We start from the raw sequence: 21,688 nt of genomic DNA, 5'->3' as shown, positions 1-21,688 counted from the left end.
TCAATAATGCTTGAAATGGTGCGTCCGAGTGGACTCGAACCACCGACCCCCACCATGTCAAGGTGGTGCTCTAACCAACTGAGCTACGGACGCATATGGTGCGTTTAATTGGACTCGAACCAACGACCCCCACCATGTCAAGGTGGTGCTCTAACCAACTGAGCTATAAACGCGAATGGTGCGTTCAATTGGACTCGAACCAACGACCCCCACCATGTCAAGGTGGTGCTCTAACCAACTGAGCTATGAACGCAATGTTGTGGTGACAACGGGGACGCATATTAACGGCAGGGAGGCCGTGTGGCAAGAGGCAAACGTCACTTTTCTTGCAGAATAGACGCGTTTGCAGAACTTTTATCCATGTCGCCCATATTTTACTGATGATAAAGGATATTTCTTCAACAATCTCCTGCTCCGTTGCGTTTTTCTGCCCGGATTGGCAGGGGAGACGCTCACCGACTTTGTGCTAGAGTGTGCGGCAAATAAACGACGGAGCGCAGTAATGAAAGCAATTGGCATTTTTTGTGGTTCTTCTACCGGGGAAAACCCGATTTATCAGGTTTACGCGCAACAGGTTGGCAAGGCGCTGGCGCAAGCCGGGGTGGAGCTCGTATATGGCGGCGGTAAAGTAGGACTCATGGGCGCCGTGGCAGACGCCGCATTAGAACACGGCGGGCGGGTCATTGGCGTAATGCCGCGCGGGCTGGTGGAGCGTGAAATTGCGCATAGCGGATTAAGCGAGCTGCATGTCGTTGAGAATATGCATGAGCGCAAAAACAAAATGTCGCTGCTGGCTGACGGCTTCATAGCCATGCCGGGCGGAGCCGGAACGCTGGAAGAGATTTTTGAACAGTGGACCTGGGCGCAGCTTGGTATTCATGAAAAACCCTGCGCATTTCTGAACGTGAACGGCTATTACAATCCACTGCAGGCAATGGCGGAAAAAATGGCCGCCGAAGGGTTTATGCACCGCCGCTATGCTGAGATGCTGACTTTTAGCGATGATGTACAGGAGATTTTAACCGCATTCCATCGCTATACGCCGCCGCAGCGCAAATGGCTTGAGAAGTAGCGCTATTAAAGGGCAAACCGTTTTATCGGCTTGCCCTTTTTTTTAGCGTTTCTGGTTAGCGCGCGGCGCGCTGCAGGATCACGCTTGACGGCTGACGCTGCAGGAAGCGCATGCGCAGCATCATCATGATGGCAGCGGAGGTCAGGCCGATGATAAATCCGCACCAGAATCCCGCAGGCCCCATCCGCGGCACCACAATATCGGTCAGCGCCAGCAGATAACCGCTTGGCAGGCCTAGCACCCAGTAAGCGGTAAAGGTAATAAAGAAGATCGACCGGGTATCTTTATAACCGCGCAGAATACCGCTGCCGATCACCTGGATGGAGTCGGAAATCTGATAAATCGCCGCCAGCAGCATCAGCTGTGAGGCCAGTAACACGACCTCCGGGTTATCGTTGTAAAGCAGGGCAATCTGCTTACGCATCAGGATCGTGAAAATCGCGGTGATCATCGCCATGCAGACGCCCACGCCGACGCCGGTACGCGCTGAAGTCTGGGCATCCAGCGTCGAGCCCTGGCCGAGGCGAAAGCCAACGCGGATGGTCACCGCCGCCGCCAGTGAGAGTGGCAGAACGAACATCAGCGAACTGAAGTTAAGGGCGATTTGATGCCCTGCGACATCGATAATCCCCAATGGCGAAACCAGCAGCGCCACAACCGCGAACAGCGTGACTTCAAAAAACAGCGCCAGCGCGATCGGCAGGCCTAACTGTACCAGCCGTTTTAATACCGAAAAATCAGGTTTACTGAAACGCTCAGCGCAGCGGATATCGCGCATTGAGCGCGCGCGGCGCACCCAGGCCAGCATGCTGGCAAACATGACCCAGTAGACCGAGGCGGTCGCGACGCCGCAGCCGATGCCGCCAAGTTCCGGCATACCGAAATGACCATAGATAAAAATGTAGTTCACTGGAATGTTGACCAGCAGGCCGATAAACCCCATCACCATTCCGGGCTTGGTTTTTGCCAGCCCTTCGCACTGGTTACGCGCGACCTGGAAGAACAGATAGCCCGGCGCGCCCCATAGCAGCGCACGCAGATACCCCACCGCTTTGTCGGCAAGCTGTGGGTCGATGTTGTGCATCGAGCTGATGATATAGCCTGCGTTCCACAGCACCACCATCACCAGTACGGAGACAAAACCCGCCAGCCAAAAGCCCTGGCGTACCTGCTGGGCGATACGATCGCGGCGACCGGAGCCATTGAGTTGGGCGATAACCGGCGTTAGCGCCAGCAGCAGACCGTGGCCAAACAGGATGGCCGGTAGCCAGATCGAGGTGCCGATAGCCACGGCGGCCATATCGGTTGCGCTGTAGCCGCCGGCCATCACCGTATCGACAAAGCCCATCGCCGTCTGGGCGACCTGCGCCAGAATGACCGGGATAGCCAATGCTAATAACTGACGCGCTTCTATAAAGTACTTCTGCACGTGAACACCTTTATATTGTTGTTATTTTGAGACTAAAAAAGCCGCCTTAAATGGCAGCAAGAAGAAAATACAGGAGGAATTTCCAGTCTATTGTAGCGAGGATTAGCCATTAAGCCAGTGAAAAAATGGTGGGGGCACGATGCGCGCTGGCAACCTGTTTGGTCAACTGTTATTGTTCCGCGTATATATAACGGTAATGATACCGTCACGATTCTCAACAGGAGCAAAGTATGTTTACTGGTATTGTACAGGGGACTGCGAAAGTGGTGTCCATCGATGAGAAACCGAATTTCCGCACCCACGTGGTGGAGTTGCCGGCGCATATGCTCGACGGCCTGGAGACCGGTGCTTCGGTGGCGCACAATGGCTGTTGCCTGACCGTTACCGAAATTGACGGCCCGCGAATCAGCTTTGATTTGATGAAAGAGACGCTGCGTATCACTAATCTTGGCGCTATCCATGAAGGTGATATGGTCAACGTTGAGCGAGCGGCGAAATTCAGTGATGAAATTGGCGGTCATTTGATGTCGGGCCATATTATGACCACCGCCGAGGTCGTTAAAATCCTCACCTCGGAAAACAATCGCCAGATTTGGTTTAAGGTGCAGGACCCGGCGTTGATGAAATATATCCTGTATAAAGGGTTCATTGGCGTCGACGGTATTAGCCTGACGGTTGGCGAAGTGACTCCGACTCGTTTCTGCGTGCACCTGATTCCGGAAACGCTGCAGCGCACGACGCTTGGCGTGAAAAAACTCGGCGATAAAGTGAATATCGAAATCGATCCGCAGACTCAGGCGGTCGTGGATACCGTGGAGCGCGTGCTGGCGGCAAAAGAAGCGGCGCAAAAAACCGCCGAGGAATAATTAAAAAAGCCCCCGTAGAAGCGTATTTCTGCGGGGGCTTTTTTGCGAGTCTAGCGGGCTACGCGCAGGCCGTGTTCAACACCGCGCGAGAAGACGACCTGCCAGAGCTGAATATCGCGGGCGCGGAAGGCACCGGCGCAGGCATTCAGATAATAGGTAAACATGCGTTTGAAACGGTCTGAATAGTTATCGGCAATATCCGGCCAACTGGCAAGAAAACGCTCGTACCAGGCCATCAAAGTAGTGTCGTAATCGGCGCCAAAGTTATGCCAATCTTCCATCACAAAATGCTTCTCGCTGGCATCGGCAATATGGCGTACCGACGGCAGGCAACCGTTAGGGAAGATATATTTATTAATCCACGGGTCGACGTTGTGATCGGTAATTTTTGAGCCGATGGTGTGCAGCAGAAAACGACCGTTTGGTTTTAAATTACGATCGACAACTTCAAAATAAGTGGCGTAATTTTTAGGCCCCACGTGCTCGAACATCCCGACGGAGACGATACGGTCAAAACTCTCATGGAGATCGCGATAGTCCTGTAGCAGAATATTGACATCTAATCCTGCACAGCGCTCCTGCGCCATTTTTTGTTGTTCGGCCGAAATAGTCACGCCCGTCACGCTGACGTTATAGTTTTTGGCCATGTAATAGGCCAGCCCGCCCCAACCGCAACCGATATCCAGCACTTTCATTCCCGGTTCAATCTGCAGTTTGCGACAAATAAGATCTAATTTATCCTGCTGCGCCTGCTCCAGATTTTCGGCCTCTTTCCAGTATCCGCAGGAATATTGCATATAGGGATCGAGCATGCGGTGGAAAAGGTCGTTGCCTAAATCGTAGTGTTCTTTACCCACAATCCAGGCGCGTTTTTTACTTTGCAGATTGAACAGGCGAGCGCCAGCGATACGTAGCGTATCTTTGAAATGGTGGGGGAGTTGCTTATCCAGCCCGGCGCGCAATACCTTGTGAAAGAATATATCCAGGCGTTCGCATTCCCACCAGCCGTCCATATAGCTTTCGCCTAATCCGAGAGACCCTTCCTGTAACACACGTTTAAAAAAGAGCGGGTTTTTTACCCGGATATCGGAGGGTGCGGAACCATTGATTTCAATTCCGGCACGGCCCAATAATTCAGCTGCAATCCGGTACCAATCATCGTTTGGTACACTTACTTCTTCTATACACGATGAACTCATAGCTTCTCCATCACGCCCAAGTGATCAGAACCTTAAAACAGCGTAGACGCTTTTTTGGCTTTGTGAGAAATCTCACGAAAAAATCGTGAGGGTGCTATCCGACGTAGAACAGAGGAAGGGAGATAACCCTTGCCGAAAGGCCTTCCATGGTGAAACGGGCTGCTTCCTGCCCCCGTTAATATCTAAAAAACTTTCTATTTATGTGATGCCGGATCCAGTATAGGCCGCTAAAAACCGCCTTTCAATAAAAATATATTAGCAGGCTAATGACTGGTCCGGGATTTCCTTTAAAAAATCATCAAGCGTGAGAGGATTCGTTCACTAACTGCACGCGTCGTTGCTGCATCCAGAAACCGATGCCTGCCAGGACGATGGAAATCAACATCACGCTGGTGGTGGTCAGAAGCGGAGTGGCGATAAGGCTTGATACCAGCAGGCTTGCCAGGAAGCACAGGCCAAGCTGCAGCGTATTCTGCAGGGCGGCGGCGCGGCCGGTCGCTTGTGGAAAAGGTTTCAGCGCCTGGGCGACGACGATAGGGTAAATCCCGCCATTCACAATCGCCATGATGCAAAACGGAATCATTAGCGCAACCAGCGACGGATGAGCCTGCATTCCGGCAAGCCAGGTCGCCGCCACGCTCAGCGCAAAAACAACCAGCAGCCAGGGCAGCATCTGATGACCCTGCCATTTTTGCAGCGCCGCGCGGCAGCCGTAACCGCCGATCAGGAAGGCAATAGTTTGCGGCACGTAGCTGAGACCAATCACCGTTGGGCCATAACCCATTTCATGAAGGATAAACGGCGAGCCGGTGAGCCAGGCGAAGAAGCTGGCGGAACACGCCGCATAAATGAGCACGTTACCGCTATATTCACGTGAACGCAGCAGGGCCATAAAGGTGAGTTTTTGCGGCGTTTCGCCAGCAGGTTTGACCACCGCCTTCAGACGAAAAGCCGGCAGCATCAACAGTAAGGTGATAGCGAACAGGGTGGCGAAGATAGCCTGCCATTCCAGATGGACTAACAGCCAGCTGCCGAGTAATGGCGCTAGCGCCGGAGAGAGCCCGACCAGCGGCATGATCGTCGCGAAAATGCGGTTGGTGCGCTGGGCCGGATAGTAGTCGGTTACCATCGCCTGCCAGGTCACCGCGGCGGCGCATACGCCAATCGCCTGGATAAAACGTAGTACCAGCATCAGCGTCGCGTCGCGTACCCACAGCATCCCAAGACAGCCAAGAGCGAAGATAGCCAGCCCGGCGAGCAGAATCGGTTTTCGGCCATAGCGGTCCGACAACGGCCCCCAGAACAGCTGGCCGATCGCGAAACCCGCGAGGAATAAGCTCAGGCTGGCGCTAACCGATGCAGCAGAGGTGTTGAGGTCTTGCTGAATGGCGGCAAAGGCCGGTAGATACATGTCGGTGGCCAGAAAACCAAGCACGCTCAGGCCGCCGAGCCACACTAAAAATCCTTTCCCAGGTTGTTGCATAACGTTCTCTTTCTACTGATGCAGGTACGATGCCGCAGAGTGTAGGGAGTGTAATCCACCTTGTGAAACGCTATTATTTGTCACATGCATTCAAAAATTTTGCAGGCAGAATATGTGGTCTGAATATTCCTTAGAAGTGGTTGATGCTGTAGCGCGTAACGGAAGTTTCAGCGCCGCGGCGCAGGAGTTGCACCGCGTACCTTCGGCGGTGAGCTATACGGTGCGACAACTGGAGGAGTGGCTTGCGGTTCCGCTGTTTGAACGCCGCCACCGTGATGTTGAACTAACCCCCGCCGGGCACTGGTTTTTGCAGGAAGGGCGTTCTGTTATCAAAAAAATGCAGATCACCCGCCAGCAGTGCCAGCAGATTGCTAACGGCTGGCGTGGCCAGTTGTCCATCGCGGTGGACGATATCGTTAAACCCGCGCGTATGCGCCAGATGATCGTTGATTTTTATCGCCATTTTAGCGATGTCGAACTGATCGTTTTTCAGGAAGTTTTCAACGGCGTCTGGGATGCGTTAGCCGATGGACGGGTAGAATTAGCTATCGGCGCGACGCGTTCGATTCCGGTGGGCGGGCGTTACGCTTTCCGCGATATGGGGATGCTGAACTGGCACTGTGTCGTTGCCAGTAGCCATCCGCTGGCGCAGATGGATGGGCCGCTCAGCGATGATGTGTTGCGCAACTGGCCGTCCCTGGTGCGCGAAGATACCTCGCGCTCGTTGCCGAAGCGCACAACCTGGCTGCTGGATAACCAGAAGCGGGTGGTGGTGCCGGACTGGGAATCTTCAGCCACCTGTCTTTCTGCGGGATTATGCGTCGGGATGGTGCCTGGCCATTTCGCCCGCCCGCATATCGATAGCGGGGAGTGGACGGCCTTGACGTTGGAAAACCCATTCCCGGATGCTGCCTGCTGCCTGACCTGGCAACAAAGCGATGCTTCACCCGCTTTAAGCTGGCTGCTTGACTATCTTGGCGACAGCGAAACGTTGAATCGGGAGTGGTTGCGGGCGCCGGAATAACCGGCGCCGGAGGAGGGCGTTAGCGGCGATAATCGACGAACGGACCGTCGGCTACCGAGCGGCGCTCGATAAGACGTGGATGCACCTCGATGGACTGCGACTCTTCACGTTTATTAACGATACGATCGAGCAGCATATTGAATGCCGCTTCCCCGAGCGAGTCCTTCGGCTGGTGAATGGTGGTCAGCGCCGGGCTGAAGTAGCGGGCGTTACGCACGTTATCATACCCGATCAGCGAAATGTCCTGCGGCACGCGCAGGCCCATTTCGTCGGCGGCGCAGATAGCGCCCATCGCCATGATGTCGCCGCCGCAGAACACGGCGGTTGGGCGATGCTGCTGATTAAGGATCTGCTGCATGGCGCGGTAGCCGGATTCCGGTTCAAAGTCGCCCTGCACAATCCAGTTTTCCGGCACATTGATATGCGCTTCTTTCATTGCCTGCATGAAGCCTGCCAGGCGTCCGGCGCCGGTGTTGCGTTCAAGCGGGCCCGGAATAACGCCAATTTCGCGATGGCCGCGTTCAATCAGGTAACGGCCGGCGATATAGCCGCCTTCAAAGGCATTATCGATAACCGAGTCGGTAAAGTCCGCCTTGGCTTCGCCCCAGTCCATCACCACCATCGGAATATGACGATACTCTTCCAGCATGCTGAGTACGGACTCCGGGTACTCGGAACACATCACCAGCAGGCCGTCGACGCGCTTTTGCGCCATCATAGACAAGTAGGCGCGCTGTTTTTCCGGATCGTTCCAGGCGTTGCCCAGAATCAGGGTATAGCCTTTCTGGAAGCAGCTCTTTTCTACGGATTCGATAATTTCAGCGAAATAGGCCGCTTCGCTGCTGGTGGCCAGCAAACCGATCGATTTAGTGTGATTGACTTTCAGGCTGCGAGCCACGGCGCTTGGCGAATAGTGGAGTTCTTTAATTGCCGCCCACACCGCATTGCGCGTCTCTTCCGCCACGAAACGGGTTTTGTTAATCACATGTGATACAGTTGTAGTGGAAACGTTTGCGCGTTTCGCTACATCTTTAATAGTTGCCATTACTTCTTACTCCAGACCTTGACCTGATCGTCTGATTATCGATACGTAAACGTTTGCCTATACACACCCTGTATACAATGCTCAACATTGCAACACCTGGGAAAACGACACAGAACGACAGGAAGGGGTCAATGGCCGATACGCTTTCAAATTAGCGTGGGATTTTGTCCTATCTCGAAGCAAAGGGGAAGAGCAAAAATGTGCATCACTCTAAATCCGGGAAGATTTTTGCATATTTTTGTGCAAAAATGAGCAAGCTCACTTTCTATGTGGGGATAATCAGGGGAGAAAATTGATGGACACAAATTTAAAGTTTTCGCTGACAACGACGGTTATTGTTTTGGGTCTGATCGTCGCCGCCGCGTTGACCGCGGTACTGCACTGAATCCAGCAGGGAGGGGGCTTCCCCTCCCATCCCGCCATTATTAGCAAATCTGCAAAAATCTTTTGTCATTTCGTTTACTTCTGTTTTTCTGTGATTGATGTCATGCTTTTGGCTTCTGATGTAATGCCGAGTCCTGAATCGGCCTGATGGAGTCTCTGAATGAAAATCAACTTTCCCTTACTCGCGTTGGCGATCGGTGCCTTTGGTATCGGTACCACCGAGTTTTCCCCGATGGGACTACTGCCGGTTATCGCCAAAGGCGTAGATGTTTCTATTCCGGCCGCGGGGATGCTGATTAGCGCCTATGCCATTGGCGTGATGGTCGGCGCGCCGTTAATGACGTTACTGCTGTCGCATCGCGCTCGCCGCAATGCATTGATCTTCCTGATGGGGATCTTCACCCTCGGCAACGTTCTCTCTTCAATTGCGCCGGATTACACGACGCTACTGCTGTCGCGTATTATCACCAGCCTCAATCATGGCGCGTTCTTCGGCCTCGGCTCGGTCGTTGCCGCAAGCGTGGTGCCAAAACACAAACAGGCCAGTGCGGTCGCGACCATGTTTATGGGGCTGACCATTGCCAATATCGGCGGCGTACCGGCGGCTACCTGGCTTGGCGAAACCATCGGCTGGAGAATGTCTTTCCTCGCCACGGCGGGTCTGGGATTAATTGCGATGGTCAGCCTGTGGTTCTCCCTGCCGAAGGGTAGCGCCGGCGAGCGTCCGAACGTGAAGCGCGAGCTGTCGGTGTTGATGCGTCCTCAGGTACTCTCCGCGCTGTTGACCACCGTGCTGGGCGCCGGGGCGATGTTCACGCTGTATACCTACATTTCTCCGGTACTGCATACCATTACCAATGCTTCACCGCTGTTTGTTACCGCCATGCTGGTATTAATCGGCGTTGGTTTCTCACTTGGCAACTATCTGGGCGGTAAATTTGCCGACCGTTCAGTCTCCGGAACGTTGAAAGGGTTCCTGTTGTTACTGATTGCCATCATGTTGGCCATTCCGCTGCTGGCGCAATCGCAGTTGGGTGCTGCCGTCAGCATGGTCGTGTGGGGCGCGGCAACCTTCGCGGTGGTTCCGCCGCTGCAGATGCGCGTAATGCGCGTGGCGCACGAAGCGCCGGGTCTGTCATCGTCGGTGAATATTGGCGCTTTTAACCTCGGTAACGCGTTGGGTGCGGCGGCAGGCGGCGCGGTGATTTCCGGCGGTCTCGGTTATGCTTTTGTGCCGGTAATGGGGGCGATTATTGCCGGGCTGGCGTTGGCGGTAGTGCTGTTTGGCGGGCGTTCTCAACCAGAAGAAGCGTTAGCGAATCACTAAGTTGTACTAAGAAAAAACCGCAGCGGGGCAAGCCTGCTGCGGTTTTGTTTTATGCTGCCAGGTTGGCGGCAACAAATTTCCAGTTTACCAACGCCCAGAAGTGTTCCAGATAATTAGGACGGGCATTGCGGTAGTCGATGTAGTAGGCGTGTTCCCAGACATCAACGGTCAGCAGCGGCGTCGCATCGGTAGTCAGCGGAGTGCCGGCGTTGCTGGTGGAGACGATAGCCAGGCTGCCGTCTGCGTTTTTAACAAGCCAGGTCCAGCCTGCGCCGAAGTTTTTCGCCGCGGCATCGGTGAATTTCGCTTTAAAATCAGCGAAGCTACCGAAAGATTTGCTAATCGCTGCGGCCAGTTCGCCTTCCGGCTCACCGCCGGCGTTCGGCGCCAGGCAGTTCCAGTAGAAAGTGTGGTTCCAGACCTGCGCTGCGTTATTGAAGACGCCACTTTCAGAAGAGCGAACGATCTCTTCCAGAGATTTGCCTTCAAAAGCGGTGCCTTTGATCAGGTTGTTGAGGTTGGTCACATAGGCCTGGTGATGCTTACCGTAATGGTATTCCAGGGTTTCTGCGGAAATGTGCGGCGCCAGGGCGTCTTTTGCATATGGTAATGCAGGTAATTCGAACGACATTGCTACTCTCCTTATAACTTTTTGTTTTTTCTCACATTAATTAGGTGAAAGTTCACCTGAATACAGTATTTACTGTGTAACGCTGTCGCGAGTGTTACATGTTATTGTGTTGAGAATGTTAACATTTGCTGAAGTCAGTTAAAAGACTTACAACAACAAAGGTTATTCATTGCTAACGCGACTGATTAAGCCTTCGCCAGTCTGGCGCATGACGAGCGATATGATTCGCAAAGTCCCCATCGACGCTCCTGCATACGACTAAAACGCTGCATATCCTCACCGCTTGTTATCTTTTTAAAATGCGATAAATCATTAGCTTGTTAGCATTATGCGTAATAGGAATGACTTTCATGCCCAATAATCATTGGGATCTATCTTAATTGTATGACAAATATAATTGTCTCTGCAGGCAACGGACCTCGGAGTAAGAAATCGTTATTGAACAAGCATAAAGCTCATAATTGATGGATGAAAAGAGATGGCGCACAAACATGAAATGGTCAGCGGACATATTATCCCGATCGTCATAGATATTATCGAATGGATCGAAGACAACATTTTTACCGCGCTCCCCGTTACCGCGATCTCGAGGAAATCGGGTTATTCGCACTGGTACTTTCAGCGCCAGTTTGCGCTGATTACCGGTTATACGCTGGGAACGTATGTTAGCCGACGCAAAATGACTATTGCCGCCGGCATTCTCAAACAGACGAAGGATTCGGCGTTGAGTATCTCATTGCTGCTCGGTTTTGAAGGCCAGGCGACATTCTGCCGTACTTTCCGTCGTCATTTTGGTATGTCGCCGACCAGTTATCGCCGCCACCCCGCGCAACTGGAGGAGCGAATGCAGTATCCGCTGAATCTGGAAGAGGGGGGGGATGTACAGAAGAGCGGTTTGCCGGCGCAGCGGCAAACCGAGGCCAGCGTCTCTTAACGAATGGTTTTTGGCGTCATTACGCGGCGCGCGCCGACGTAGTGGCGAACCCAATAATCTTCGCTTAAGGAGGTTATCTGAATATCACGACCGGTACGCGGCGACTGGATAAACTTACCGTTTCCAACGTAAACGCCTACGTGGTCGGCGGTGCCGCGTCCACGGGTACGGAAGAAGACCAGGTCGCCGCTTTGCAGTTCATCGCGGTCAACCGGCCGGGCATCGCGCAGGTGGTACATTTCGTTAGCGGTGCGCGGAATATGAATTTTTACCAGATCTTTATAGGCGTAATAAACCAGCCCGCTGCAGTCGAAACCGGTACGCGGTGAGGAGCCTCCCCAGCGATAAGGCTTGCCCAGCTGATCCATGAGTTTATTCATTGCGGTACTTTGCGCTTTTTGCACGCGGGCTTTGTGTGCGTCGGCAATCGTCAGATTCGGCTCGTCGACAACGGGCTTACAGCGTTTTTTGTAGCCTTTACGCACTACGCATTTGCTTTTCACGTTGTTCAACGCCAGCGTCGATGCTTCGCCGGATTTTACCGTTTTCGCACACTGTTTTTTATAACCTTTGCGCAACACGCATTTTTTGGTGGCGCCGGCGGCTTGACGATTAAGCGCGGTTTGGCTTGCTGCGGTAGTGCGGGTAGGGAGCTTAGAGCTGGAGGTTTTTTTACGGGTAGTTTTAGCGGTGGATTTGGATTTATTCTGTGCCGCTTTCTTCTTACGCTCGGCGGTGGAGCCTTTTGCCGGATGCGCCTTCGGCGTAGCCGAAGCGTGCGTATGCCCTGAAGCATGCGCCAATGGCGTAAGCGAGATAGATGTAAACAGTAATGCACAGAGCGATATCGCGATTTTATTGAGCCGCGCCACTGAGCAATCCCCTGATTAAATTACAGACATATACTAATGCCTGACGGTGAATGACAAACCGGAATGATTCTAAAGCATAAAAAGCCAGAAAGTTAATACTCTTTTGTATCTAAAATGTCGTTTGGTTAACGATTGCAAAAAAATAAGTCAGAGAATCGCCGCTGCGTACAAAAAATGCGCAACCCGCCCCGCGCTGACGTCGCAAAGTGATATTTTTAAGGCAACTTCAGACGACAGAAGATAAAATGTGGCGAGTGAAAAAAATGTTATTATCGGTCCTGCGTCCAGGACGCTACAATGACAAATTACTGCCGTAAAGATGTTTAAGGAAGCACGACAATGAGCACCACTTTAGAAACAATCCAACGTCAAATCGCTGAAAACCCGATCCTGCTGTATATGAAAGGTTCTCCGAAGCTGCCGAGCTGCGGTTTCTCCGCTCAGGCTGTACAGGCGCTTTCCGCTTGCGGCGAACGTTTTGCCTACGTAGACATCCTGCAGAATCCGGATATCCGCGCTGAATTACCGAAATACGCTAACTGGCCGACCTTCCCGCAGCTGTGGGTTGACGGTGAACTGGTTGGCGGTTGCGACATCATCATCGAAATGTATCAGCGCGGCGAACTGCAGCAGCTGATCAAAGAAACGGCAGCCAAGCACAGCGCTGACGAGCCGAAAGCAGAGTAATTCTTTGCAGCAAAGAAAAAGCGACTTCCCCGGAAGTCGCTTTTTTTATCGCTTATGCTTCAAGCGCAGGTAACGGCCAACCGCCAAGGCGCTTCCAGCGGTTGACGATTTCGCAGAATAGCTGGGCGGTTTGCTCGGTATCGTACAACGCAGAATGAGCCTTGCTGCCATCAAACTCCATTCCCGCGGCAATGCAGGCTTTAGACAATACCGTTTGCCCTAAGGCCAACCCGCTCAGCGCGGCGGTATCGAAGGTCACGAAAGGATGGAACGGGTTGCGTTTCAACCCGGCGCGCTCGGCGGCGGCCATCGTAAAGCTATGATCGAAAGTCGCATTATGCGCCACCATAATCGCGCGGCTACAATCGCTCTCTTTCATCCCTTTGCGGACCATTTTAAAAATGGCGTGCAGCGCATCGTATTCGCTTATCGCGCCGCGCTCAGGATCGTTTGGGTTAATTCCATTGAAAGCCAGCGCTTCCGGCTGCAGGTTGGCCCCTTCGAAGGGAGCCACGTGAAAATGCAGCGTTTCGTCCGGCATCAGCCAGCCCTGCTCATCCATCTTCAACGTAATAGCGGCGATCTCCAGCAGGGCGTCGGTTTTGGCATTAAACCCGGCGGTCTCAACATCAATCACCACTGGGTAAAAACCGCGAAAACGGCCGCACAGACCATTAAGTTGAGCGTTCTCGGACATCAGATTCTCTTAGCTGGAAAAAAGTAGCGCGCATTATGGCAAATTTTGCCGCGGCTTGCAGCAGGTAGGGATAAAACATCGGGCGCGAACGCGCCCGAATTAACTTAGTTGCCGAGACCTTTTCCGGCATCTTTCTCTTCGATCAGCTCAATTTTGTAGCCGTCCGGATCTTCAACAAAGGCGATAACCGTGCTGCCGCCTTTCACCGGGCCGGCCTCGCGAGTGACGTTGCCGCCGTTCTGGCGAATACGTTCGCAGGCTTCCGCCGCGTTGTCGACGCTCAGCGCAATATGGCCATAGGCGGTACCGAGCTCGTAGCTATCCACGCCCCAGTTATAGGTCAGTTCGATAACCGCGGTATCGCTCTCTTCGCCGTAGCCGACGAAAGCCAGCGAGTATTTATATTCAGGGTTTTCGCTGGTACGCAGCAGCTTCATGCCCAGCACGTTGGTATAAAACTCGATAGAACGTTGCAGGTCGCCAACGCGCAGCATGGTGTGAAGTAAGCGCATAATTTCCCCTATGCAGTTTGTTTTGATACATCAGAGTCTTGAGTATAGCGGCGTTGGTACGCCGCTATCAATGGAGGGATTACAGGGTTGGATAATCGGTATAACCTTCCGCGCCGCCGCCGTAGAAGCTTTCCGGGCGCTGCGGGTTTAGCGCCGCTTTCTTCTGCAGACGGGCCACCAGATCCGGGTTGGCGATGTAATCGCGGCCAAAGGCCACGGCATCGATCAGCCCTTTATTAATAAGGTCGTTGGCTTTCTCCACCGTATAGGCGCCAGCGCCGATAATCGCGCCAGGGAAACGATCGCGGACTTTCTGACGGAATTCGTCGCTATACGGCTGGCCGCCGGCCCAGTCTGGTTCGGACATGTGCAGATAAGCGATACCGCGTTTTGCCAGTTGCTCAATAAGATAGAGCGCATCGGCTTCTTCGTTCGGGCCGTTATCGACGTTCTGGAAACTACCGATTGGCGACACGCGGATACCGATACGGTCGGCGCTCCATTCTTTGCTGACGGCATCGACCACTTCGAGCACCAGGCGGGCGCGGTTCTCAACGCTGCCGCCGTACTGGTCGGTACGCTGGTTAGAAGAAGGCGACAGGAACTGGTGCAGCAGATAACCGTGCGCGGAGTGCAGCTCTACCAGATCGAATCCGACATCACGGGCATTGCCTACCGCCTGACGGAAATCATCAACGATGCCTGGGATTTCGTCCGTTTCCAGCGCGCGCGGCATTGACGTATCAACGCGAATCGCATGGCCGTTTTCATCACGCAGCGAAGTACGCGTGCCTGCGCTCAGTGCCGATGGCGCGACCGGCGCTGCGCCGCCCGGTTGCAGGCTGTTATGGGAAATCCGCCCGGTGTGCCACAGTTGCACGGCGATATGACCGTTTTCAGCATGAACGCCAGCGGTGATTTTTTGCCATGCGGCCATTTGCTCTGCGCTATGCAGGCCCGGCGCGCCGGCATAACCTTTCGCCTGGGCGGAAATTTGCGTCGCTTCGGTGATAATCAGGCCGGAGCTGGCGCGCTGACGATAGTACTCAGCCATCAGCGGAGTAGGGATGTCGCCAGGTTCGATGCTGCGCAGACGGGTCAGCGGAGCCATAAATACGCGGTTAGGTACGGTCACCGCACCGACTTTTAACGGGCTGAACAATTTAGATTCTGACATAATGACTCCTGAGTAGACCGGTCGTCTTGTAACTGGTTAAATAAAAACGCCTGTTAAACCGCAGGCGCTGCAATGATCTGTTTGGCGTGAGCAAGGGCGCTTTCCAGCGGCGTTGCGCTACGCGTAATTTTGGCCTGTAGATTGGCCCCCAACCACAACGAGTACAGCACCTGTGAAAGGGTGATAGCTTCCCCCTCAAACAGCAGGCTACCCTCCAGACGGCCTTTTTCCAGTGCTTCGCCCAATAGGGCGATAATCTGACTGGCGCCTTTATCCATGGCGGTACGCATATCTTCCGACAGGTCGCACACTTCCGCCGACAGCTTCACGGTTAAGCAGCCGCTGATAATGCCCTGTTGGCAAAACTGATTCAGCGTGTGCTGATAGTAGGCCAGCAGTCGGTCGCGGTAGTTGCCTTCGCCATGGTCGAAGTGGTCAACCAGGCGCTGCAGATAGCCGGTGTAGTGATGTTCAAGCAACGCGACGCCGAAGGCTTCTTTTGAGCGAAAGTAATGATAGAAAGAGCCTTTCGGCACTTCCGCCGTTTTCAGAAGTTCACTTAAGCCCATTCCGGTAAAACCACGATGCATGCATAGTTGTTCGCCGGTGACGAGGATGTGTTCTCGGGTATCGCATTCGCTGTGTCTGTTCATGCGGCACACTGTAGTAGACCGATTGGTCTAATGCAAGCAAAATGATCATTCTGCGAGGATAACAAACGAACAAAAGTTGCGCGCGAGCGGCAGAGCGTCTTCAATGAGAAGCAGAGAGAACAAACAGGAGATCGGTTGTGGCAGAGCAGCTTGAGTTTTTCCCGGTACAAAGTCCGTGTCGGGGAATATGTCAGTCCGATGAACGCGGGTATTGCCGTGGCTGTTTTCGTAGCCGTGATGAGCGCTTCAACTGGCAAAAACTGAGCGATGCGCAAAAACAAGAGGTTCTGCGCCTGTGCCGTCAGCGATTACTGCGTAAAATTCGAGCGGCTAAGCCGGAGCCGGCGGAAGAACCGCAGCAACCCTCACTGTTTTGAAGATAAATATGCGTATACTCAGAGCACTTTTTTGTCGAGGAAGCGTTTATGGTTCAGCGTATTGCTATGGCTCCGCAGGGGCCGGAATTTTCACGTTTTGTTATGGGTTACTGGCGGCTAATGGACTGGAATATGTCCGCCGAGGCGCTGGTCGGCTTTATTGAGCAGCACCTGGATCTGGGAATTACTACCGTCGACCACGCCGATATCTACGGCGATTATCAATGCGAATCTGCCTTTGGCGAAGCGCTTAAACGAGCTCCGCATCTACGTAGCCGAATGGAAATCGTCAGCAAATGCGGCATTGCTACCAAAGCGCGTGCGGAAAATACCATTGGCCACTATATTACTGACCGTGACCATATCATTCTCAGCGCCGAGCAATCCCTGCGCAACCTGGCGACCGATCATCTCGATTTACTGCTGATTCACCGCCCGGATCCATTGATGGATGCCGACGAGGTCGCTGAGGCTTTCCTCGCGCTACATCATAGTGGGAAAGTGCGCCACTTTGGCGTGTCTAACTTTACGCCGGCGCAGTTTACGCTTTTACAATCGCGCCTGCCTTTCACCCTGGCGACTAACCAGGTCGAGCTCTCGCCGGTATATCAGCCGCTGCTGCTTGACGGCACCCTCGATCAACTGCAGCAGCTACGCATTCGCCCGATGGCCTGGTCCTGCCTCGGCGGCGGACGCCTGTTCAACGACGAGAGCTTCCAGCCGCTGCGCGACGAACTGGCGCAAATTGCCCAAGAGCTTAACGCCGAAAGCATCGAACAGGTAGTTTACGCGTGGGTGTTGCGCCTGCCGTCGAAACCGTTGCCGATTATCGGCTCGGGGAAAATCGAGCGCGTGCGCTCGGCGATTGTCGCGGAAAAACTGCATATGACGCGCCAGCAGTGGTTCCGCATTCGCAAAGCGGCGCTGGGATACGACGTCCCATAAGCCAGATTACGCCTCCGGATGCCGCTGCCTGGTTTACACTTATCAGGGAAACAGCCAATCCGGAGGTGTTATGCAACGATGTTTACTCGCTATTTTCACTCTCGCATTTTGCGCTGGCGCTCAGGCCGCCAGTGAAGATGTCACCCTCAATCTTGTCACCAGCCAAAGCGTTGGCCAGGCCGTCGGCAGCGTTAAAATTACTGAAACCGACAGGGGACTCGAATTTGCTCCTGATTTACGCGCGTTACCGCCGGGTAAACACGGTTTTCATATTCATGCTGAAGGAAGCTGCCAGCCGGCGATAAAAGACGGTAAAGCGGTCGCCGCCGGCGCGGCGGGCGGGCATTTCGACCCGCAACATACCGGCAAACATGAAGGGCCATTAGGGGCGGGGCATCTCGGCGATCTCCCTCTGCTGGTGGTGAACGACGATGGCGTGGCTAATCAACCAGTTATTGCCCCGCGCCTGAAAACGCTCGCTGAAGTGAAGGGCAAAGCGCTGATGGTGCATGTCGGCGGCGATAATATGGCCGATAGCCCGCAGCCGCTGGGCGGCGGCGGCGAGCGTTTTGCCTGCGGGGTGATTAAGTAGCCCGTTCGGTAATGGTGCCGGCAATCGGCGCCTGTTCTAACTGCGATAGCGAGCAGTATAACCGCCAGATAATCGCCGCCAGCTCTTTAGCCGCCGGCTGATGATGGTGGTTAAGGGTATCGCATATCCGCTGCAGTTCCAGTAACGTCGAGGCAAGTGGGCGTTGCTGGACGCCGCGTTCGCTCATGACGTCGCGTAGCAGGCTAATACACAAGTCGCGCACTTGTGAAAGCGGATCGGAGCGTGTCTCCCAATCACGTAGTTGCCACACGACATGCGAGCAGTTGAGCAGCACCACGCCCCAGCGCAGCAGCCAACGTCGCGCCAGTGCGTCCTGGCTGCTGCTTAACTGGCTAATATGGTGATACACCAGTGACTCAAATTCGTGCTCGCTGTGCTGCGGGCGGCGGCTCAGCTGATCGACGAAGTGACGCCGTAACGCACGAATATGGCGGCGGCTTTTCCGCGCATCCGAACCGGGACTGATAATCGCAAAGGCAAGCCATGCAAGACCGACGCCGATGATTTTGCTGAGATTATCATTAAGAAACGAGGCGAAGTCATAGACCGGAGGGTTGGTGACCGAAATAAACGATCCCATAAAGACGATTAACTGCCCCCATAGCCCTGCGAACTTCGGCATTTGAAGTTTTAATAATTGCATGGTGGTGAGCAGCGGGAACAGAAACAGTAAAAACTGCCACAGGTCGGTTATCTGCACCATTAAGCCAAACTTCACCACAAAGCTGAACAGCGACAACAGCACCAGGGTACGCATCAATAAGGTGAGCGATTTAAAAGGCGAAGGTGACACCGAGTACAGTACGCAGCTAATAGCGGCAAGGGTGAGCGCGGCGGCGCAGGCCTGCCATTGGGTGCTGATGCCCCAGGCACCCACGGCCACCAACGCGCAGAAGGTACGCAAGCCGTTCCATAACGCTTCCGCCTGATCGGTATGGCGCGACAGCGCGGGCGCCGAAGGGACATTGAACACCGTGATAGCGCTGGCGTTCTCGATGCGGCGGATCCAGCGGCTGCTTTCGAGATAGATACGGCAGAAATAACGCAGCCGTTTCCAGAACGCCAGATGGCGATAGTCGGCGTTAGGGCCGGGGGCTAGCGGCACCAGTATCCGCGCCACGCTATAAGCAGTCGCGTGCGGATTGGCGAGCTCGCTAAGTAGCGTTTCGAGCACCGCCCGCGTATTACCTGGCGCATCCGGCCAGTTCAATAACATTCGCCGCAGGCTGGAGATGACGCTGGTCATTCGCAACTGCTGGTGTAGCAGATAATTCAGCAATGGATTTTGCCGTCTGAAACGGTAGTGGCTCCAGAAGGCCTGGATACGCAGCAGATTCATGGTCAGGATCTGGCCGATGACGCTTTCATGAGCGCTACGAATCGCATCGGTGGTTTCCGGCACCCACAGCAGGCTGGCATGCTCTAATAATCGGGAGTGCATATTCTTCAGTGCCGTCAGCAGCGTGACGCCATCCGAGGTACTGGGCAGGATCATCATCATGAACCCGCCGGACAATATCCCCACAATCACTTCACAGACACGCGACTGAGCGATAGTCCACAGTTCATTCGCGTCGGTAACATTAATAACCGGGAAGGCGATAATGGCGCAGGTATAGCCTGCCAGCTGAAAGGCGTAAGCGACATTATTGGTAAACATCGCACAGGCCCAGGTACAGAGCGCAATCCAGGCTGAGATACTGAATAGGAATAGCCAGGGGTCATTAAGGGTATGGCCGGCCAGTAGCAGGGCGGCGCAGGCGCCGAGCAGGCTGCCGGCGATACGGCCAAAGCTCTTACTGATAACGCCGCCGACGGTCGGGAAGCTGACTACCGCGGCCGAGGTCATCGCCCAGTAAGGCTCATCAAGGTCCAACGCATAGGCGATGCTGAGCGCCAGACACATGGCAATGCCGTTGCGCAATGCGTAGCGCCATTGCGGGCGACTGGCCTTAAACCACGGCAGTGATTGCCAGCGCAGAGCCTGCAGCTTCATTATTGTCCGCCAATTGACACGGTACAGGTGGTACCTGAAACCAACGTGACATCCGCAGGGAGTTTATCGAACTCGATACGTACCGGTACGCGTTGCGCAAGGCGTACCCATGGAATGTTGGGTTTAATATTAGCGACCAGCGCCGAACCGCCTTCAACGCTCTGGTCAACGATGGCGCGGCCGATACTGGAGACGTGACCCTGTAACGTTTGTTTGCTGCTATAGAGAACGACCTGAGCGCTATCACCTTCGCGGATGTGACGCAGTTTGGTCTCTTCAAAATAACCCAGAACATAAAAAGAATGACTATCAACCAACGCAAATACCGGATGGCCGACGGAGGCGTAATCCCCGACTCGCGTTGACAAATTAGTGATCCAGCCATCAACCGGGGCTTTGACCACGGTTTGCGCCAGCTGCCACTGCGCATGCTCCAGCGCGGCTTGCGCTACGCCAACCACCGCTTTTGCCGCTTCATAAGTCGTATTGGCGGTATTCAAAGTGGTATTAACGGTTTCCATATCTTCAGCGGAGATGAAGTTTTGCGAAAGACTGCGGCGGCGAGTAACGTCGCTGGCGGCCTTGGTTTGCTCGGCTTTGGCTTTTGCCAGTTCGGCTTTGGCTTTTGCCAGCTGCGCCTGAGCGTTTAAAACCGCAATGCGATAGGGGGTATCGTCAATGCGGAACAAAACGTCGCCGGCTTTGACCAATTGGTTATCTTTAACATTCAACTGCAAAATACTGCCGGAAATCTGCGGGGTGATACCGACCTGTTCGGCGCGAATTTTGCCATCGCGCGTCCACGGAGACTGGGTGTAGTAGTTCCATACCAGCCAGGCGGCGATAATCGCAATGGCGGCAATAATTAAGGTTGAGAGATATTTTAGTTTCTTCATGAAATGAGCATCACAGGAGAGTCAGGAGAACCAGCGCCAGGCAAACGGCCAGCGCAAACAGGGAAAGGTCCATCAGCAGGGGATGCCAGATTTCGCCGGCATACATCCAGTCGCGTAGCTGACGATGAACGATTAACCAGATAAAGAAACCAAGCACGACGGCTTTAAATAACGGGGGAAAATAGATAGAAGCGCCGAACACCAGGTCCTGTAGCGACAATCCGGGAGTGTTAAGACTCAGTTTCACAAGCAAAAATCCTTTGCCGTTGCAGGGATAATGTTCTTGGTGATGAATTAGTTCACATTGTAAATCATTGTCTTGAATTTAGTGAATCAAGTAATTCATTTGTTTTGGTAATTTAAATGCTGCACACTATTCTAAAAGCAGTATAATAACTTAGCAAGCTAATTATAAGGAGATGAAATTGGAATCGCCACTTGGTTCTGATCTGGCACGTTTGGTACGCGTTTGGCGCGCGCTGATCGACCATCGCCTGAAACCTCTGGAGTTAACGCAGACGCACTGGGTCACGCTGCATAACATTCATCAGCTACCTCCTGAGCAGTCGCAAATCCAGCTGGCCAAGGCCATTGGTATCGAACAGCCCTCTTTGGTGCGCACGCTGGATCAACTGGAGGAGAAAGGGCTCATTTCTCGCCAGACTTGTGCAAACGATCGCCGGGCGAAACGTATTAAGTTAACGGAAAAGGCTGAACCGCTGATCAATGAAATGGAAGCGGTGATTGGCAAAACGCGTGATGAAATCCTTGCGGGTGTCTCAAAGCAGGAAGTCGAAACGCTACTCAACTTAATCCGTAAACTTGAAAACAATATCCTCGATCTTCAGGCAAAAGACTAGCCGGGAAAA

24 protein-coding genes and 3 tRNA genes are annotated in these 21,688 nt (G+C 53.7%); 11 read left to right on the top strand and 16 right to left on the bottom strand.

Features of this window, described 5'->3' with window-relative positions; translation table 11 throughout:
* Window positions 1-16: 16 nt before the first annotated feature.
* From ACSEMK_RS04860 to ACSEMK_RS04850, 3 genes are all read right to left on the bottom strand, one after another.
* Window positions 17-93: transfer RNA gene (locus ACSEMK_RS04860), tRNA-Val, on the bottom strand.
* A gap of 3 nt (window positions 94-96) precedes the next feature.
* Window positions 97-173: transfer RNA gene (locus tag ACSEMK_RS04855), tRNA-Val, on the bottom strand.
* Window positions 174-176: 3 nt separating this feature from the next.
* Window positions 177-253 (bottom strand) — tRNA-Val (locus tag ACSEMK_RS04850).
* Window positions 254-502: 249 nt separating this feature from the next.
* On the opposite strand from ACSEMK_RS04850, the gene ACSEMK_RS04845 reads away from it, so the two are divergent.
* Window positions 503-1,072 carry a TIGR00730 family Rossman fold protein gene (locus tag ACSEMK_RS04845; RefSeq protein WP_047058352.1) on the top strand — a complete coding sequence of 190 codons (570 nt, stop codon included), beginning with the start codon at window positions 503-505 and terminating at the stop codon, window positions 1,070-1,072.
* Window positions 1,073-1,127: 55 nt separating this feature from the next.
* Here the strand turns inward: ACSEMK_RS04845 and mdtK are convergent, their stop codons facing one another.
* Window positions 1,128-2,501: an MdtK family multidrug efflux MATE transporter gene (mdtK, locus tag ACSEMK_RS04840; RefSeq protein ID WP_087858465.1), complete on the bottom strand. Its 1,374-nt coding sequence runs from the start codon at window positions 2,499-2,501 to the stop codon at window positions 1,128-1,130.
* Between the two features lie 230 nt (window positions 2,502-2,731).
* On the opposite strand from mdtK, the gene ACSEMK_RS04835 reads away from it, so the two are divergent.
* On the top strand, window positions 2,732-3,367 hold the full coding sequence (locus tag ACSEMK_RS04835) for a riboflavin synthase subunit alpha (protein ID WP_087858466.1): 636 nt from the start codon (window positions 2,732-2,734) through the stop codon (window positions 3,365-3,367).
* A 50-nt stretch (window positions 3,368-3,417) separates the two neighbouring features.
* Here ACSEMK_RS04835 and cfa read toward each other — a convergent pair whose 3' ends face one another.
* Together cfa and punC are read right to left on the bottom strand one after the other, a co-directional pair.
* On the bottom strand, window positions 3,418-4,566 hold the full coding sequence (cfa, locus tag ACSEMK_RS04830) for a cyclopropane fatty acyl phospholipid synthase (protein ID WP_430915533.1): 1,149 nt from the start codon (window positions 4,564-4,566) through the stop codon (window positions 3,418-3,420).
* A 298-nt stretch (window positions 4,567-4,864) separates the two neighbouring features.
* A complete protein-coding gene (gene punC, locus ACSEMK_RS04825) occupies window positions 4,865-6,049 on the bottom strand; it encodes a purine nucleoside transporter PunC (RefSeq protein ID WP_113374666.1) in 1,185 nt (394 codons plus the stop codon).
* A 112-nt stretch (window positions 6,050-6,161) separates the two neighbouring features.
* On the opposite strand from punC, the gene punR reads away from it, so the two are divergent.
* A complete protein-coding gene (gene punR, locus ACSEMK_RS04820; RefSeq protein ID WP_087858468.1) occupies window positions 6,162-7,073 on the top strand; it encodes a DNA-binding transcriptional activator PunR in 912 nt (303 codons plus the stop codon).
* A 19-nt stretch (window positions 7,074-7,092) separates the two neighbouring features.
* Here the strand turns inward: punR and purR are convergent, their stop codons facing one another.
* Complete coding sequence (gene purR, locus ACSEMK_RS04815; RefSeq protein ID WP_015366884.1) at window positions 7,093-8,118, bottom strand: HTH-type transcriptional repressor PurR; 1,026 nt, start codon at window positions 8,116-8,118, stop codon at window positions 7,093-7,095.
* 295 nt (window positions 8,119-8,413) lie between these two features.
* Between purR and ACSEMK_RS04810 the strand changes: the two genes are divergently transcribed.
* Entirely contained in the window at window positions 8,414-8,503 is a 90-nt protein-coding gene (locus ACSEMK_RS04810; protein ID WP_032705726.1) for a YnhF family membrane protein, read from the top strand.
* A 159-nt stretch (window positions 8,504-8,662) separates the two neighbouring features.
* Window positions 8,663-9,829: an MFS transporter gene (locus ACSEMK_RS04805; RefSeq protein WP_087858469.1), complete on the top strand. Its 1,167-nt coding sequence runs from the start codon at window positions 8,663-8,665 to the stop codon at window positions 9,827-9,829.
* 49 nt (window positions 9,830-9,878) lie between these two features.
* Here ACSEMK_RS04805 and sodB read toward each other — a convergent pair whose 3' ends face one another.
* A complete protein-coding gene (gene sodB, locus ACSEMK_RS04800) occupies window positions 9,879-10,460 on the bottom strand; it encodes a superoxide dismutase [Fe] (protein ID WP_430915534.1) in 582 nt (193 codons plus the stop codon).
* A gap of 478 nt (window positions 10,461-10,938) precedes the next feature.
* Here sodB and ACSEMK_RS04795 point away from each other — a divergent pair, with 478 nt between their 5' ends.
* Entirely contained in the window at window positions 10,939-11,394 is a 456-nt protein-coding gene (locus ACSEMK_RS04795) for a helix-turn-helix domain-containing protein (RefSeq protein WP_087858470.1), read from the top strand.
* Here ACSEMK_RS04795 and ACSEMK_RS04790 read toward each other — a convergent pair.
* A complete protein-coding gene (locus ACSEMK_RS04790) occupies window positions 11,391-12,266 on the bottom strand; it encodes a C40 family peptidase (protein ID WP_087858471.1) in 876 nt (291 codons plus the stop codon). The genes ACSEMK_RS04795 and ACSEMK_RS04790 overlap by 4 nt on opposite strands.
* 339 nt (window positions 12,267-12,605) lie before the next feature.
* On the opposite strand from ACSEMK_RS04790, the gene ACSEMK_RS04785 reads away from it, so the two are divergent.
* Window positions 12,606-12,953, top strand: coding sequence for a Grx4 family monothiol glutaredoxin (locus ACSEMK_RS04785; protein WP_045392486.1), 348 nt, complete (start codon window positions 12,606-12,608; stop codon window positions 12,951-12,953).
* 52 nt (window positions 12,954-13,005) lie between these two features.
* Here the strand turns inward: ACSEMK_RS04785 and rnt are convergent, their stop codons facing one another.
* The 4 genes from rnt to ACSEMK_RS04765 form a co-directional block, all read right to left on the bottom strand.
* Window positions 13,006-13,650: a ribonuclease T gene (gene rnt / locus ACSEMK_RS04780; protein ID WP_047040933.1), complete on the bottom strand. Its 645-nt coding sequence runs from the start codon at window positions 13,648-13,650 to the stop codon at window positions 13,006-13,008.
* A gap of 104 nt (window positions 13,651-13,754) precedes the next feature.
* Window positions 13,755-14,162, bottom strand: a complete 408-nt coding sequence (gene gloA / locus ACSEMK_RS04775) for a lactoylglutathione lyase (RefSeq protein WP_045373539.1) — start codon at window positions 14,160-14,162, stop codon at window positions 13,755-13,757.
* 79 nt (window positions 14,163-14,241) lie between these two features.
* Window positions 14,242-15,339 carry an alkene reductase gene (locus ACSEMK_RS04770; RefSeq protein ID WP_015366875.1) on the bottom strand — a complete coding sequence of 366 codons (1,098 nt, stop codon included), beginning with the start codon at window positions 15,337-15,339 and terminating at the stop codon, window positions 14,242-14,244.
* Window positions 15,340-15,392: 53 nt separating this feature from the next.
* Window positions 15,393-15,992: a TetR/AcrR family transcriptional regulator gene (locus ACSEMK_RS04765; RefSeq protein WP_045392477.1), complete on the bottom strand. Its 600-nt coding sequence runs from the start codon at window positions 15,990-15,992 to the stop codon at window positions 15,393-15,395.
* A gap of 137 nt (window positions 15,993-16,129) precedes the next feature.
* Between ACSEMK_RS04765 and ACSEMK_RS04760 the strand changes: the two genes are divergently transcribed.
* From ACSEMK_RS04760 to sodC, 3 genes are all read left to right on the top strand, one after another.
* Window positions 16,130-16,369, top strand: coding sequence for a DUF1289 domain-containing protein (locus tag ACSEMK_RS04760; RefSeq protein WP_087858472.1), 240 nt, complete (start codon window positions 16,130-16,132; stop codon window positions 16,367-16,369).
* A gap of 48 nt (window positions 16,370-16,417) precedes the next feature.
* Window positions 16,418-17,314, top strand: a complete 897-nt coding sequence (locus ACSEMK_RS04755) for an aldo/keto reductase (RefSeq protein ID WP_113374667.1) — start codon at window positions 16,418-16,420, stop codon at window positions 17,312-17,314.
* A 70-nt stretch (window positions 17,315-17,384) separates the two neighbouring features.
* Window positions 17,385-17,906 carry a superoxide dismutase [Cu-Zn] SodC gene (gene sodC, locus ACSEMK_RS04750; protein WP_113374668.1) on the top strand — a complete coding sequence of 174 codons (522 nt, stop codon included), beginning with the start codon at window positions 17,385-17,387 and terminating at the stop codon, window positions 17,904-17,906.
* Here sodC and ACSEMK_RS04745 read toward each other — a convergent pair.
* Genes ACSEMK_RS04745 through ACSEMK_RS04735 form a run of 3 tightly spaced genes read right to left on the bottom strand, consistent with a single transcriptional unit; the run spans window position 17,899 to window position 21,066 of the window.
* Window positions 17,899-19,923, bottom strand: coding sequence for an FUSC family protein (locus tag ACSEMK_RS04745; RefSeq protein WP_430915499.1), 2,025 nt, complete (start codon window positions 19,921-19,923; stop codon window positions 17,899-17,901). The genes sodC and ACSEMK_RS04745 overlap by 8 nt on opposite strands.
* Entirely contained in the window at window positions 19,923-20,819 is an 897-nt protein-coding gene (locus ACSEMK_RS04740) for an efflux RND transporter periplasmic adaptor subunit (RefSeq protein WP_430915500.1), read from the bottom strand. Before ACSEMK_RS04740 ends, ACSEMK_RS04745 begins: the two co-directional genes overlap by 1 nt.
* 10 nt (window positions 20,820-20,829) lie before the next feature.
* Window positions 20,830-21,066 carry a DUF1656 domain-containing protein gene (locus tag ACSEMK_RS04735; RefSeq protein ID WP_015366868.1) on the bottom strand — a complete coding sequence of 79 codons (237 nt, stop codon included), beginning with the start codon at window positions 21,064-21,066 and terminating at the stop codon, window positions 20,830-20,832.
* 172 nt (window positions 21,067-21,238) lie between these two features.
* Here ACSEMK_RS04735 and slyA point away from each other — a divergent pair, with 172 nt between their 5' ends.
* Window positions 21,239-21,679 (top strand): transcriptional regulator SlyA, encoded by a 441-nt coding sequence (gene slyA, locus ACSEMK_RS04730; RefSeq protein WP_087858477.1) that lies wholly within the window; start codon window positions 21,239-21,241, stop codon window positions 21,677-21,679.
* The last annotated feature ends 9 nt before the right edge of the window (window positions 21,680-21,688 follow it).

Source organism: Klebsiella sp. K-3 (assembly GCF_051207495.1).
Classification (GTDB): Bacteria; Pseudomonadota; Gammaproteobacteria; order Enterobacterales; family Enterobacteriaceae; genus Klebsiella; species Klebsiella aerogenes.
This window is presented reverse-complemented; position numbering and strand designations above follow the sequence as displayed.